General features: G+C 61.9%; 14 protein-coding genes, 1 tRNA gene and 1 pseudogene. 1 reads left to right on the top strand and 15 read right to left on the bottom strand.

Features of this window, described 5'->3' with window-relative positions:
* Positions 1–201: 201 nt before the first annotated feature.
* Together ACNJYB_RS36435 and ACNJYB_RS36440 are read right to left on the bottom strand one after the other, a co-directional pair.
* Positions 202–1251, bottom strand: coding sequence for an HD-GYP domain-containing protein (locus ACNJYB_RS36435; protein ID WP_439375731.1), 1050 nt, complete (start codon positions 1249–1251; stop codon positions 202–204).
* A 299-nt stretch (positions 1252–1550) separates the two neighbouring features.
* On the bottom strand, positions 1551–1871 hold the full coding sequence (locus ACNJYB_RS36440) for a PilZ domain-containing protein (protein ID WP_439375732.1): 321 nt from the start codon (positions 1869–1871) through the stop codon (positions 1551–1553).
* Between the two features lie 684 nt (positions 1872–2555).
* On the opposite strand from ACNJYB_RS36440, the gene ACNJYB_RS36445 reads away from it, so the two are divergent.
* Positions 2556–2741, top strand: coding sequence for a hypothetical protein (locus tag ACNJYB_RS36445; RefSeq protein WP_439371454.1), 186 nt, complete (start codon positions 2556–2558; stop codon positions 2739–2741).
* A 322-nt stretch (positions 2742–3063) separates the two neighbouring features.
* Here ACNJYB_RS36445 and ACNJYB_RS36450 read toward each other — a convergent pair.
* From ACNJYB_RS36450 to ACNJYB_RS36510, 13 genes and pseudogenes are all read right to left on the bottom strand, one after another.
* Positions 3064–3523: pseudogene (locus ACNJYB_RS36450) on the bottom strand (4-hydroxylaminobenzoate lyase).
* A 212-nt stretch (positions 3524–3735) separates the two neighbouring features.
* On the bottom strand, positions 3736–4377 hold the full coding sequence (locus tag ACNJYB_RS36455; protein ID WP_439371455.1) for an HD domain-containing protein: 642 nt from the start codon (positions 4375–4377) through the stop codon (positions 3736–3738).
* 182 nt (positions 4378–4559) lie between these two features.
* A complete protein-coding gene (locus tag ACNJYB_RS36460) occupies positions 4560–5534 on the bottom strand; it encodes a GlxA family transcriptional regulator (RefSeq protein ID WP_439371456.1) in 975 nt (324 codons plus the stop codon).
* 192 nt (positions 5535–5726) lie between these two features.
* A complete protein-coding gene (locus ACNJYB_RS36465; protein WP_439375733.1) occupies positions 5727–6140 on the bottom strand; it encodes a cupin domain-containing protein in 414 nt (137 codons plus the stop codon).
* A 324-nt stretch (positions 6141–6464) separates the two neighbouring features.
* Positions 6465–7136: an HD domain-containing protein gene (locus tag ACNJYB_RS36470; RefSeq protein ID WP_439371457.1), complete on the bottom strand. Its 672-nt coding sequence runs from the start codon at positions 7134–7136 to the stop codon at positions 6465–6467.
* Positions 7137–7207: 71 nt separating this feature from the next.
* Entirely contained in the window at positions 7208–8197 is a 990-nt protein-coding gene (locus ACNJYB_RS36475; RefSeq protein WP_439371458.1) for an NADP-dependent oxidoreductase, read from the bottom strand.
* 751 nt (positions 8198–8948) lie between these two features.
* Positions 8949–9024: transfer RNA gene (locus ACNJYB_RS36480), tRNA-Phe, on the bottom strand.
* A 186-nt stretch (positions 9025–9210) separates the two neighbouring features.
* Positions 9211–9390 (bottom strand): DNA gyrase inhibitor YacG, encoded by a 180-nt coding sequence (gene yacG / locus ACNJYB_RS36485; protein WP_439371459.1) that lies wholly within the window; start codon positions 9388–9390, stop codon positions 9211–9213.
* A 155-nt stretch (positions 9391–9545) separates the two neighbouring features.
* A complete protein-coding gene (locus tag ACNJYB_RS36490) occupies positions 9546–10175 on the bottom strand; it encodes a Maf-like protein (protein WP_128919266.1) in 630 nt (209 codons plus the stop codon).
* A 158-nt stretch (positions 10176–10333) separates the two neighbouring features.
* Positions 10334–10801 carry an arsenate-mycothiol transferase ArsC gene (locus ACNJYB_RS36495; protein WP_018646417.1) on the bottom strand — a complete coding sequence of 156 codons (468 nt, stop codon included), beginning with the start codon at positions 10799–10801 and terminating at the stop codon, positions 10334–10336.
* Positions 10802–10873: 72 nt separating this feature from the next.
* Complete coding sequence (locus ACNJYB_RS36500) at positions 10874–11371, bottom strand: UPF0262 family protein (protein ID WP_439371460.1); 498 nt, start codon at positions 11369–11371, stop codon at positions 10874–10876.
* Positions 11368–12663: a histidinol dehydrogenase gene (gene hisD / locus ACNJYB_RS36505; RefSeq protein WP_439371461.1), complete on the bottom strand. Its 1296-nt coding sequence runs from the start codon at positions 12661–12663 to the stop codon at positions 11368–11370. The genes ACNJYB_RS36500 and hisD overlap by 4 nt, the downstream gene beginning before the upstream one ends.
* Before the next feature lie 161 nt (positions 12664–12824).
* Complete coding sequence (locus tag ACNJYB_RS36510) at positions 12825–13274, bottom strand: DUF2948 family protein (RefSeq protein WP_439375734.1); 450 nt, start codon at positions 13272–13274, stop codon at positions 12825–12827.
* Positions 13275–13317 lie beyond the last annotated feature (43 nt).

The raw sequence follows: 13317 nt of genomic DNA on the forward strand, positions 1-13317 counted from the left end.
TCGCCCTCAAGCGCCTGCAGCAGCCGCCGACTTGGACACGGCCGGCTTTCGACCAGGCTCAATAAGGCAACCCCGAGTTCCTGGCCGCTCACCAGGTGAGTACACATTCGGGATAGGCAACTCCGGTCGATGACGTACCGAGGAGAGCTCGCTCAGCGCGACCCTGCGCTGGCTCCTCTACGTTCCTGTTATTTGCCATTCCTAGCGGGTCAGCGCGACCTGCTTGAATGCAATCACGAGAGCTTTTTCGAGTTTTCCCTGCATCCCCGAGAGAATGCCGTACGCCTCCGACCGAGGCATGGTCGGCTTGTAATGCCGGTGCTCAATCAGGGCGGCGAAGATGTCGGCAATGGTCAACATTCTCACGATATCGGCGATGCTCTCGGCAGAGAGCGCGTCCGGATATCCGCTGCCATCGAGATATTCATGATGATGCCGGACTGCATCCAGGATCTCGGCCGAAATTCCAGTCTGAGCTTTCAGAAACTCGTACCCCGCCACAGGATGCGTCTCGACAAGCGCCCGCTCCTCGGCATCCAGACGTCCGGGCTTGTCCAGGATCGCCAAGGGGATCTTCGCCTTGCCGATGTCGTGAAACATGGCGGCCGAGTACAGCCGCTCAAGATCGGTTCTCTTCAGCCCTAGGCTAAGGCCGAAGTCGATGGCTACGCCGGTAACGAGGAGGCAGTGCTGGTAAGTCCCCTCGTGATGGCGCCGCACGGCGGTGAGCCATTCAGCGAGGCCGCGCTCGGTGATCCGTTCGGCGATCCCCCTGCCAGCTTCTATGGTCGCCATCACGTCTATTGGCTCGCCGAAAGACGCCGCAGCAAACATCGATCCGATCGCAGCAGCCGCGACCTCCACCGCATTGTCTTCCTGCGTCGCGCCAGTTGGTGAAGCAGCCTCTGAGTTTCCTCGATTGGCCAATGCCGCGAAGAGTTTGGCCGGATTAATTTTTCCCGTCACGGCGAGCGTAGCTCCAAGGGCATAGGCCTGTGAGATGCAGGCGTGAGAGGGCTGCTCGATCAGGAATATGCGCTTGGAAACTTTGGCCGTCCGCGCACTTCTCCTCTTCAGAGCGGCGATGTTTTCGATCACACGCAGATCGGCCCGCACAACCAATGCGTCAGGCAACTCCGAGAGCTTCGAGTCGACATCCAGTCGCTCCCCTGCGATCTGAAATCTTCGATCGAGCAGGCTGCAAAGCTCAGACAGCTTCGCGGCATTATCAGCCAGAACATGCACAAACATGAGAGCCGCCTCCGAGACGCTGACCGGCGTCTTCACGCCCAAAACGATCCCTGATCCTCAGGCGGTTCGTTCAACCACACCAGTGCCTCGCGCAATCTCAGGAACATCACTCGCTCCTCAGAGGGAGACGATCGGCCTCCTCCGGAGAGATAGAGGATGAAGCCCTTGCTGTCGTGATGAAAGAGGGCCTCTTTGGCTTCGCAAGTTGCAAGAGACGGAACGTCGATGAAAGACACCGTTCGCGAGGAGACTAGCTGCATGGGTTGCTACCGGTCATTCAAGGCTGGATAGGATTCCACTCACCGCGCACGAGCGAGATGATCATCCTTGCTGGCCCCTTTCTTCCTCGTCTTGCCGGTGACGAAGTGGACACCGACATGTGCTCCATTGATCCAAACCAACTCGCATCGGCGAAATGCCAGCCCGGTGGAGGATAGAACGAGGAAGAACTCCTGAGCCTTGAGCGCGTCGGTAGAGCCCTCCACCTCGAGCTTGGCGCCCGTGTCCGAAATATCGAGCAGCGCGCAGCTTCGGCGCCACGTTCCATCCACGCCCATGATATTGACCAGGTGCTTATGTTCAAAGTGAACGCGGGCTGCCTTTCGATTGTTCCACCACATCGCACCCCCCGGAGTAACGGTACGTTCAAATGAGCAGTTCTCGATGGACATGCGCAGCTCGCTGCGCGCAGCCGCGATTAGCTGGCCATCCGTTCGGACTGGAGCTGCAACTGGCTCGTCGTCCGCTCGGCAATCGGCCGAGCAACAATCGGATGCAGGCGTTCGCGAGATCGGAAATGAAGATCGCTTGGCGCAGATACACTGTTGAGTGAATCTCTATTGAGATGAGCGAGGCCATGTGCGTCAGAATATTGAATGGAGAGCAGTGTGAGTGCCGTGGCCTAGCTGGGGATTGGCGAGGACGACTGAATTTCAGGACAGTAGACATATGGTTCTCAATAGGTTTGGGCTTCACGGCCAGAGGAGCAAAATGGATAACAACAAACCGACGGGACGCGCGGACTGGATCTCGCTGGTGAGCCCGGCTTCGACCAGGAGGAGTGCAGCTAAAACCGCACTGTAGAATGCCCCGTGTTCCCTGACATAATTCTCACGTAGTAGTTGTTAACGTTGTTCTAAGTCTCCTGGCAGTCCAGGGTGTTATGATACCAACTGACGCCAGAAAAATGAGATGGACGTTCGGCAGCACCGGGCCAAGCGCTACACGGCGAACACCTGGTTGGCCGCTTCGTCCACGACCGAGCTGCTCGGCGACGGGCCACTCGCGAGCAGCTGCCCAAGCGGGTGGACTACCTTTTGCGCTACACGCGAGACTTTCCGCTTGCCGTGGTCGAGGCTAAGGCCTGCTACAAATCCGCAATGGATGCCGTGCAACAGGCGCGCAGCTACGCAGAAATGCTCGATCTCAAGTACGCCTATGAAGGGTGGGACCCTGCCAACGCCCCCCTTTGGGTAGAGTTCTGCGAATAAGTGGGGACGGAGCCAGCCCTCCCTCTCCTGCGCCTGCTTTGTCAAAGTTATAAATCCCATGGACAAACAGGAACAGATAGCAACCAATCGGCGTCCCACCACCGCCATCGGTGGGACAATACCTCGATTTTATGTTGCTGTTTCAGGTGCTTGCTTTTGGAATGGTGCCCAGGGAGGGAATCATACGCAGTCACCGACAGGAGGAACCGCTCTTTGTGCTCAGTATGATGGTCTGATGCGTGGGACCATGGCAGAGGTTGGCTACTCCCGACCCGCACTGGATCGCGGGGAGCCCCGCCTGGCTGGCGATGTGCTGCGATGATCAGCCGAGAGCCTTGAAATCGTATGAGATGCGTCCAGCAGGCAGGTAGAACAGAGCGATAACCGCGCCGCCCCTGACCTCGGGATAGTGCCTGCTGCCCGGATCGGGTGCCGTCCAGCCCGGTCCCTGCCATCCCTGTAATCCCTTCAACTCCGCCCCCTTGTTCAGGGGCACGACGAGGTTGAGCTCGCCATAGGGATGGCCGTGATACTGGCCGCGCAGCACGTCGTGGTCATCTTCGTCCTTGGAGCGGCGCGGATCAGCGCTGTTCACGTAGACAGCGGTGATGCTGAACTGGAAGGTCTCAGCTGTCGGCTCCAGGATGCGACTGCGCCGGTATTGGGCCGTCCACCTCCGGGTTTGCCGCCCACCCCTCCTCGACCCCGATCTCGATCAGGCGGGCGAGATGGCGATGGAGCGCACTATCTTCCCCATATGTTGTGTTGAGCCAGCGCTCCATCTCCGCGCCGGGTGTCGTGTCCTTGACTTCCCGGAGAAACGGAATGCTACGCTGATGAGTTCTTCCCGGCTTCCCATGGTGATCTCCTCTTCGACTAAGTTTTACACTTCGAATCCCTGAAACGTGGCGAACGCATCAGTATCCGGCTCGTGGCATCAATGTTTCCCGTCCCTCGATCTTGGCCGACGGAAATGCAGTACACCAAGGAGGGATTAGTTCGGCCAAGCTGAGCCAAGGATGATCGAGCAGAAGTTCTGACGGACATAGTTCATGTCCTTCAGCGACAGGACGTCGGCCTTCACGTTTCCGAACGTCGTCAGCGGCTTCTTGATAATTCCGTTGGCGAAGTGATCGATGATGTTTTCCTTGAAATTCGGCTCGCGCGGATGATGAATGCAGACATGGTCGCGCTGTTCATGCGTGAAGTCGTGATAGGCGATGCCGAGCACGTCCATCTCCACACCAGCGGTCACCAGCGCGATGGTCGGGCGCATATGCTCGGGGATTCCGGGCGTGGTGTGGAGCGCGATGGCAGTCCAGACATCCTCGATGTCACGCTCGGGCACGCCGTAGCTTTTCATGAATTTGCGGGCGGCATTGGCGCCGTCGACCTCGAAGCGCAGATCGGGGCTCGAATATTTCTCGGTGAGGCCCATGTCGTGGAACATGGCGCCTAGGTAAAGCAGCTCCGGGTCGTATTTCAGGCCGCGGCGGTCGCCCGTGAGCGCGCCCCACAGGAAGACACGGCGACTATGGTTGTAGAGCAGGTCGTCTTCGGTATCGCGCACGAGCTGCGTGGCTGCGCGCGCGATGGCGCTGTCGGGCACGCGAATGCCGGCGATGATTTCGGACATGGAGCAATCTCCTTGGTTGGATAACGGCTGGCTGCTTGTCCGGATTAGGCAACAGAGCTCTGCTCCGGACAACAAGCGGGAGGCTACGGATCAGGACAGCCGTACGTCGTTTCCTGACAAAGGGCCGCTCGGAGCTTCAGCGCAGTAGGAGCCCGCAGTTTCGTCCTCGGATAGCTCGCGAACTATTCCGGTTCTGCTCGCCGGAAGCTGGCGCGGTATTGGACAGGGGTCACGCCGAGACGGGTGCTGAAGACAATCCTCATCCGATCTGCAGATCCGAAGCCGCAATCGAAGGCAATGGCCTTCAGCGGTCGGTCGCTTGCTTCCAGCATCATGCGCGCGGCATCAATACGGGCGCGCTCGATGAATTCGTGCGGTGTGGTCCCGGTCACCTGCCTGAAATGCCGAGCCAGGTTCCGGGGGCTCATGCCGGCCACAGCGGCAAGCGACTCCAACGTGTGGCGATCCCCAATATTGGCCATGACATGGTCCTGGATGCGTGCGATTGGCGATTCCGGATCGGCAGGTGCCGTGAGATAGGGACTGAACTGCGATTGTCCGCCCTGGCGCTGGGCAACGACAACCAGCCGCTTGGCGACCTTGAGCGCCGTTTCCGCGCCGTGCCGCTGCCCGACGAGCGCCAAGCCCAAATCTATCCCCGCAGTCACACCAGCCGCGGTGATCAACCGTCCATCGCGGACATAGATCAGATCCGGTTCGACTTTTGCCTTCGGAAACCTTGCCGCCAGCGCCTGTGCATCCTGCCAATGGGTCGTGACTCGCCGATCGTCGAGGAGGCCGGCATAGCCGAGCACAAAAGCCCCTGTGCAGATCGATCCATAGACGCTGGAGCGCCACGGCAGCTCCTTGACCCACTGAAGCAGGCAGGGTTCGGGCTCCACTTTCGGTGGCGTCGGAGTGCCGGCCACCAGAACGATGTCGAAGCCGCCCGCCGCCTCCTCGAAGGTCAGGTCGGCGACCATGCGTATGCCGTTCGACGCGCGCAGCGGATTGCGGTGAGCAGCAACCAATACCGTTTCATAGCGGTCCGCGCTGCCGAGAAACGCGTTCGCCTCACTGAACACATCCATCGGCCCAGCCACGTCTAGCGCCTGGACCCCCTCACAGACGACGATTGCGACAGCTTGTACCGGCACCTCTCTGTCTCTCCAGTCTAGCGCCCCATTATGCAACTAGTTCCGGAGACTGCAAAAGTCTTGGCACGACCAGCGAAGCAACAACGAAACGTCTACCGGTTGGCTCGTTGGCGCAGCCGCCAACCAGTAGCCCCTGCAGCTCCTCAATTGAGCATCACGGCCACAGGCGAGCTCGTCGCGCAATCTTCGTGATCACGGCCCCTTGTCTGGCGTCGTCAAGGGCCCGTTCTTGGAATCGACGACGAAGATTGCCAGTAGGCTGGCAGGCTCCTTGTCGCTGGCGTTCTCGCTGATGGTGTGATGTGAGCCGGGCATTTCGTAAAACCCTTCGCCTGCGTGATAGACCTTGGCGGGGTCATTGCCAACTTGGCTGCGGATGGCCCCGGATAACACATAGGCGTAGATAAATGCCGAGGCTGCGTGGTGATGAGCCAGCGATTTGCCTCCGGGAGGATAGTTCACCGTCACAGCAACTATTTTCTTTCCTTCGACATTCGGGAGTGCGTGCTCGAACGCGACTTTCACCTCCTCCCGCTCCTGCGCGATCGCGGGTGAAGCTCCCAAGGCGATCGCTAACGCTATCAGCGGCACGAAGGCCGCTCGCATTGCTCTCCTCACTAGTTTTGCTGTCGTATCTCGAGGGTTTGACAGCGCGCCAATCCGATAGGAAAATCCACTGATCGACATCATAGCACTCCACTTCTAACGAGCTCGCGCAAACTAGCTGGAACCAAGATGCAGGGCCGATGGCCGGCGGCGGGAAAACCGACGTGCAGGTCCCGCGCGAGGGCGGGTAAAAGCCCGGCGATCATGGACCCCTCGGTGCCGATGGCAGAAGCGCCGAGAGTTAGCCAGATGAGGGAGGCTAGCGAGCCGACGCCGGTAGCTTGCGCGCGATCGGGGTCGAGCTCCTGGAGCACAAGATAGGTTCTAGTCATGATTGTGAGCCTGGTGCTGGGAATCCGGGAAAGGAGAAGCAGCGATCAGGTCGCAGGCGTTGGGACTCTTGAACCCCGGCATGAAACGTTCGCAAACGGCGGCGTTGACGGTGCCATACGTGGTCGCTGGCTTGTGCGCAAAACCGGCGAAATACTCCTGAATGAAGCCTTCTTTGAAATTGGTGCGCGGGTACTTGGCGACGATTTCCTCGCGCAGCTCCGCGGGAAATTGCTCGAACCCCACTCCAATGACATCGAGAAGGACACCGGAATTGAGGAGCGCTACTTCAGGACCCATGTACTTCGGGATGCCGGGAGTGGTATGCAGCGCGATTGCTTCCCAGACGGTCTGCACCTGATCTTCAGCGATGTTGTGGGTGTTAAGAAACTGTCGGGCCGCATTTGCGCCATCGACCTCGAAGCGCTCGTCTGAGCTCGAGAACTTCTTGATCAGGCCGAGATCGTGAAATGCGGCAGCGACGTAAAGGAGTTCACGGTCGAAGCGCAGATTCCTCTGACGACCCTGCTCAGCCGCGAACAGGTAGACGCGGATCGAGTGATTGAAGAGCAGATCGGTGGAATGTTCGCGCAGGATGTCTGTCGCCTCTTTCGCGAGCAGGGAATCGGGAACGACGAGAGCATTGGAGAGATTTTGGGTTGTCATGGTTGCGTCCTTTCAAGAGTTACTGTGAGGCTTGGTTGTGCGTTGCGCGCGCAACTGCGAAATTGTGCTGATCAACTCGCTCCGACGTCGAGCACGATCTTTCCTTTCGGCTGAGGCCGCACGCGTTCCAGCATCAAATGAGCCTCGCGCGCATCCGCGAGGGGTAAGACTGCCCCTACCTTTGTTCGTAGTTTTCCACCATCGATGAAGCGAGCGATCTCTGTCAGGTATTGGCTCGTGACGTTGACCAGAAAGAAGGCGGCTTCAACACCGTAGCGCTTTGCAAGATCCTGATCCGGGCAGGACACTGCCGAGATCAGCTTGCCGCCGCGACGAAGGACCCGGAACGAGCGGCTTTGTGTTTCGCCGCCGACCAGATCAATCACAGCGTCCGCGTTCTGAACTTCTTCCTCGAAGCGCTGCGTCCGGTAGTCGATCACCGTGTTTGCGCCGAGGTTGCCCGCGACGGAAATATCGCCCATCGATGCGGTCGCCACGGTTTGCAAACCCGCGTGACGGGCCAGTTGAACTGCATAGGATCCGACATTGCCGGCCGCACCGTGAATGACCACCGTTTGACCCGCTTTGAGTTGGGCGTGATCAAACAACGCCTGCCATGCCGTCACGGCGACGACAGGAACGGACGCGGCTTCGAGATGGCTTAGCGAGCTTGGCTTGCTCGAGACCATTCCTGCGGAAGCCACAGCGTACTCGGCGTACGCACCGATAAACTGCGGATTCGTAACACCATAAACCTGATCTCCCACACGTAGTTCGGAAACGCCCGGCCCCATCGCGACGATTTCACCGGACAGATCCGAGCCCAAAGTGAGGGGAAGCGGTTGCGGCAAAGCGCTCTTGCCGGATCTGATCCAGCCGTCCCATGGGCCAACTCCAGCGGCCGCAACTTTGACCAGGACCTCGCCAGGACCTGGCTCGGGTCGCGGCAAGCGCTCGAACTTCATGACCTCTGGCGACCCAAACTCGTGCACGCGCCAGGCCATCATTGTTGAATGAGTTCGCTCTTCGTTTGCTTGAGGAACAATGCTGCTCGCGGTCATCACATCCTCCTTGCGCTCAGCGCGTCATGATTGCCGTCGACCGTTCGGGGCGATTGATGGGGACGGGCTTATCCGTATGTCGCAACGAGTCGTGCCCCGGACAACGAGCACGATCCCGCGGATCAGGACAGCCGTACGTCGTTTCCTGACAAGGCCCCTCCGAACGTTCCCGGAGCGGTTTCGCCGTCGGATGCGATCTAATCCGATTCCACCCAGCCGAAGCTGCCGCGATGTTGGACAAGGGTAGCGCCGGGGGGCTCACCCTCAGCTGGTCCCGATCCGAAGGCGTGATCGGAAGCTGCGGGCTTCAGCCGCCGGTCCCTTTTTCCAGCATCATACATGCGGCATCGAAGCGCGCGGCGGATCGGATGAGGGAGCCATCAATGCCGTTGGCAGTCTGCGCTGCGAAAGCATCAAGGGCGATAAGCATCTTCGGGAGGTGGTCAACCTCCCATCAAGGCGCACAACGACAGGATCGCCGAAACGTCGTATGGCCGGATGGAGAGTCAGCTGGAGCGCGACCGGATAACCGATGAGGACGATGCTTAGGGCGTCATCGCACTTTCGATTTCCGAATATCGAGTACCCTTATTCAGGAAACACTCACGATTTTTCCCATCGCGGCTTCGGATTACTGGTCAATTGCCATCGTCTTGCGTGGAGACGGCAATGCGCAGCGTGGCGCCGCGGTCCGGCCTCTCACGCAATGACCTCCCACCAAATCGTAGTTCAGCGTGGAAAAGCGTGGAAATGGTGCCCAGGGGCGGAATCGAACCACCGACACTGCGATTTTCAGTCGCATGCTCTACCAACTGAGCTACCTGGGCGTGCTCCAAGAGAGGGGCCAAAGCCCATCGAGCGGGCGGTTTATAGTGGGCCGGGAGCTGCCTGTCCACCCACGCTTCGCCTTTGGCTTCGCGGGGCATGGCCCGGCTGTGCACAAGGTGGGAGAGCCTCGCCGCGGCTGGCGCGCGGCGCCTTGGCCATTCGCCTAAATGATTGAAATCATAAGACTATTCATCATCCACTTCGTCGTCGCGGCCGGGAATGACGTAGGAGCCTTTTAGCCAGCGGTTCAGATCGACGTCGCGGCAGCGCGAGGAGCAGAACGGGCGGGTGGCCTGCGCCTGCGGCTTGCCGCAGATCGGGCAGGTTTTGAGCGGCCCGGCGGGCTTTTTGACCTGGTCGTCCATGAGATGCGCAGCTTGCACGGGGTGAGGGAGTTCAAGCGCCTGTCGGCGAGCGGGTTCCTTGGCGCAGCGGCACATGCGCCACCGCCCGGATCCGGCCGGGCCATTCTACTGTGCATGGGGTTGTTTTCGAGGTTTTTGTCGGCGCGACCCGGCGGTCAAACCGCAGTGGAGTTGAGCCAGCCGAAGCGGATCGGAAAGCCCTCGCCGCCGAGCAGCGTCGTGGTCTCGTAGAGCGGCAGGCCGACCACGTTGGTGTAGGAGCCCACCATCTTCACCACGAAGGAGCCGGCGATGCCCTGCACGGCGTAGCCGCCGGCTTTGCCGCGCCATTCGCCGGAGCCGATATAGGCTTGGATGTCGTCCTCCGACAGCCGCTTGAAGCGGACGCGGGTCTCGACCAGGCGCTGGCGGAAGGCCTCGCGCGGCGTGACGAGGCAGATCGCGGTGTAGACGCGGTGGTTGCGGCCCGACAGTAGCCGCAGGCACTGCGCGGCCTCGTCGACGAGATTGGCCTTGGGCAGGATGCGGCGGCCGACCGCCACCACCGTGTCGGCGGAGAGGATGAAGGCGCCGCGTAGCTCGTCATCGAGCTGCACCGATTTGAGCGCCGCATCGGCCTTGGCCCGCGCGAGGCGATTGGCGCAGGCGCGCGGCAGCTCGCCCCGCCTCGGCGTCTCGTCGACGTCGGCCGGCCGGAGCGCGTCCGGCTCGATGCCGGCCTGGTTGAGCAGCGACAGGCGTCGCGGCGAACCGGAGGCAAGTACGAATTTGGGGCGGCCGAGCATCAGGTGATTTGGGGGATGAGGCAGGGGATGAATTGCGCGCGGAACCTATCGGAAGGGGGCTGATTTCACAACCCGGGAACCCGGACTTTGCTGATTCGAGGTGTGTCCGACATGCGTGTGCCCTCAGTCTGTGACGCGGGTGTTACGCCCGCCGTGCGCTACCCGCTCGCCGCGCCGACCTTGGCGAACCGCCGGCGAATGCGCAGCAGGAGCTGGTCGCAGACCTCGCGGTAGGCGGCGAGCTTCTGGTCGCGGCTGCCCTCGATGGTGGTGGGATCCTGCGTCGGCCAGTATTCGACGTCGGCGGCGAGCGTGCGGGTCAGCTCCAGCGCCTTGTGGTGCGCTTCCGGCGAGAGCGTGATGATGAGGTCGAAATTCAGGCCCTCCCAATCCTCCAGCTCCTCGAAGGTCTGGGGCTTGTGGCCAGAGATGTCCTGACCGAGCTCGCCCATCACGGCGACCGCGAACGGATCGAGCTCGCCCTTCCTGGCGCCGGCGGACTTCACGTAGAGGCCCTGCGGAAACATGTGCTGCAGAAGGCTCTCGGCCATCGGCGAGCGCACGCTGTTCATCGCGCAGGCGAACAGCACCGATTGCGGATCGCGTGCGCGTGGGGGCGCAGCCATCGCTTACGCTCTTTTGTTTTTGCGCATGATCCGATCCGAAAACCGGTTCCCACTTTCCGGGATCATGCGCGCTTATCCTTTCCAATGAAGGACAGTAATGAGCGTGAACAGCCGGCGCGAGGTCTCGAAGTCGACCCGCACCTTGCCCTTCAGCCGCTCCTGCAGCGTGCGCGATCCCTCGTCATGGATGCCGCGGCGGCCCATGTCGATGGCCTCGATCTTGTCCGGGGTCGCGGTGCGGATCGCCTGGTAGTAGCTGTCGCAGATCATGAAATAGTCCTTCACGATCCGCCGGAACGGCGTCAGCGAGAGCAGATGCGCGACCACTGGCGTGCCGTCCTCGCTGCGGATGTCGAACATCAAGCGGTTGCCGGTGATGCCGATATGCAGCGTGAACGGCCCCTTCCCGTCGGCGCCATCGGGCGCGAACAGGTTCTGCTCGATCAGGTCGTAGATCGCGATCGCGCGCTCGTGCTCGATGTCCGGCCCGGAGCGGCCGATCGAGTCCTCGTCGAGGGTGACCGCGACGATGCGATTGCTGGACTCGTCCTGTTCGGGCGGCTTTGTCATGGCAGATTGAGGCGCAATCCAATCGAGCGCGAGTGGGCATCCAGCCCCTCCGCCTTGCCGAGCGTCATCGCGGCGGGTCCCAGCGCGCGGAGCTGATCCGGCCCGCATTTCAGGATCGAGGTGCGCTTCATGAAGTCGTGCACCGACAGGCCCGAGGAGAATCGCGCCGAGCGCGCCGTCGGCAGCACGTGGTTGGAGCCGCCGACATAGTCGCCGATCGCCTCCGGCGTATGTGCCCCGAGGAACACCGCGCCGGCGTTGCGGATCCTTGCGGCGAGCGCATCGGGATCGACGGTCATGATCTCGAGATGCTCGGCCGCGATCGCATCGGCGAGCGGAATGCAGTCGGCCAGATTCTTCACGATGATGATGGCGCCGAAATCGGCCCACGAGCTGCCAGCGATCGGCGCGCGCGGCAGCGTCTTCAGCTGCGCCTCGACGGCCTTTTCGACATCGGCGGCAAGCCGCGCAGAATCGGTGATCAGGATCGATTGCGCGCTGGCATCGTGCTCGGCCTGCGCCAGCAAATCGGCGGCGATCCAGTCGGCATTGCCGGTGTCGTCGGCAATCACCAGCACCTCGGAGGGACCGGCGATCATGTCGATGCCGACCTTGCCGAACACCAGCCGCTTTGCGGCGGCGACATAGGCATTACCAGGGCCGACGATCTTGGCGACCGGCGCGATCGTCGCGGTGCCGTGCGCGAGCGCGGCGACAGCCTGCGCGCCGCCGACGCGGTAGATCTCGGTGACGCCGCCGAGATGCGCGGCGGCCAGCACCAGCGGGTTGAGCTTGCCGTCGGGCGAGGGCACCACCATCACGAGGCGCGAGACGCCGGCGACCTTGGCGGGCACCGCGTTCATCAGCACCGAGGACGGATAGGCCGCGGTGCCGCCGGGCACGTAGAGGCCGGCGGATTCGATCGCGGTGTAGCGCCAGCCGAGCTCGACGCCGAGCGGATCGGTGAAGCGCTCGTTCTTCGGCAGCTGGCGGCTGTGGTAGGTCTCGATGCGGTCGCGCGCGAGCCTGAGCGCATCGAGCGTCGCGGCATCGCAAGCCTTCACCGCAGCATCGATCTCGGCGGCCGTGACACGCAGGCCGGATACATCCAGCTTCAGCCGGTCGAATTTTGCGGTGGCCTCGAGCAGGGCCGCATCGCCACGGCTCGCCACATCGTCGACGATGGCGCGCGCGGCAGCCTCCACGTCGGCCGAAACCTCGCGCTTGGCGGCGAGGAAGGCCGCGAATCGCTGGTCGAAATCGGCGCTGCTGCGGTCGAGACGGACGGGCATGTGCGGCTTGGCTTCCGGCTGGTCTTTGGGCGGATTGGCTCACCCGGGCCCCTGCTCAATGGCGCGGCGGCTCCCGGCCGTCAACCCTTGAGAGGTGTCGTCTCGGCGGCGGCCCAGACGACACCTGAGCAGGTTTGGCTGGTATACCGCAAAGCGCCACCTCACCCCTCCCCTTCGACCTCCACGCCCGTTCCCAGATCGTCCGCCCCCAGATCCGTCAGCTCGCATTCCAGGCATTCGACGTCGAGGCGGATGGCGCCGCCCTGGGCGAACAGCAGGAGGGCGCTGCCGCCGGGCTCCTCGGCGCGGCCGTCCTGGGGGTGAAACTCGATACCGACGAGATCCAGGACCTTGTCCAGCGCGCCCATGTCGATGTTGCGCGCTTTGCAGGCGAGCACGCGGTCGAAGCGGAGCGCGGCGACCAGCCGGCGCGGCTCGGTCGCGCCGTCCAGCGTTTGCTCCCAGTCCAGCCGGCTCATGCCGACCACCAGTCGCTTCTCGCCCTGCCGCCAGATGATGTCAGAGGCCTGCACGCGGGCATCCTGGACATGGGCCGAGATCACGGCGAGATCGTCGGCATCGAGCGCGATCATTTTGAGCTGGGGAGACATCGCCGGCGCTTCTCCTTCGGGGCGGACGGGGCTCAACGCGCGC

Source organism: Bradyrhizobium sp. SMVTL-02 (genome assembly GCF_051853005.1).
In the GTDB taxonomy this organism is placed as follows: domain Bacteria; phylum Pseudomonadota; class Alphaproteobacteria; order Rhizobiales; family Xanthobacteraceae; genus Bradyrhizobium.

What these genes read in the sequence shown, in the direction of transcription:
- ACNJYB_RS36435 (WP_439375731.1), bottom strand. Translation starts at nt 1,251, where the DNA reads ATGTTTGTGCATGTTCTGGCTGATAATGCCGCGAAGCTGTCTGAGCTT.
- ACNJYB_RS36440 (WP_439375732.1), bottom strand. Translation starts at nt 1,871, where the DNA reads ATGTGGTGGAACAATCGAAAGGCAGCCCGCGTTCACTTTGAACATAAG.
- ACNJYB_RS36455 (WP_439371455.1), bottom strand. Translation starts at nt 4,377, where the DNA reads ATGTCCGAAATCATCGCCGGCATTCGCGTGCCCGACAGCGCCATCGCG.
- ACNJYB_RS36465 (WP_439375733.1), bottom strand. Translation starts at nt 6,140, where the DNA reads ATGCGAGCGGCCTTCGTGCCGCTGATAGCGTTAGCGATCGCCTTGGGA.
- ACNJYB_RS36470 (WP_439371457.1), bottom strand. Translation starts at nt 7,136, where the DNA reads ATGACAACCCAAAATCTCTCCAATGCTCTCGTCGTTCCCGATTCCCTG.
- ACNJYB_RS36475 (WP_439371458.1), bottom strand. Translation starts at nt 8,197, where the DNA reads ATGACCGCGAGCAGCATTGTTCCTCAAGCAAACGAAGAGCGAACTCAT.
- yacG (WP_439371459.1), bottom strand. Translation starts at nt 9,390, where the DNA reads ATGGACGACCAGGTCAAAAAGCCCGCCGGGCCGCTCAAAACCTGCCCG.
- ACNJYB_RS36490 (WP_128919266.1), bottom strand. Translation starts at nt 10,175, where the DNA reads ATGCTCGGCCGCCCCAAATTCGTACTTGCCTCCGGTTCGCCGCGACGC.
- ACNJYB_RS36495 (WP_018646417.1), bottom strand. Translation starts at nt 10,801, where the DNA reads ATGGCTGCGCCCCCACGCGCACGCGATCCGCAATCGGTGCTGTTCGCC.
- ACNJYB_RS36500 (WP_439371460.1), bottom strand. Translation starts at nt 11,371, where the DNA reads ATGACAAAGCCGCCCGAACAGGACGAGTCCAGCAATCGCATCGTCGCG.
- hisD (WP_439371461.1), bottom strand. Translation starts at nt 12,663, where the DNA reads ATGCCCGTCCGTCTCGACCGCAGCAGCGCCGATTTCGACCAGCGATTC.
- ACNJYB_RS36510 (WP_439375734.1), bottom strand. Translation starts at nt 13,274, where the DNA reads ATGTCTCCCCAGCTCAAAATGATCGCGCTCGATGCCGACGATCTCGCC.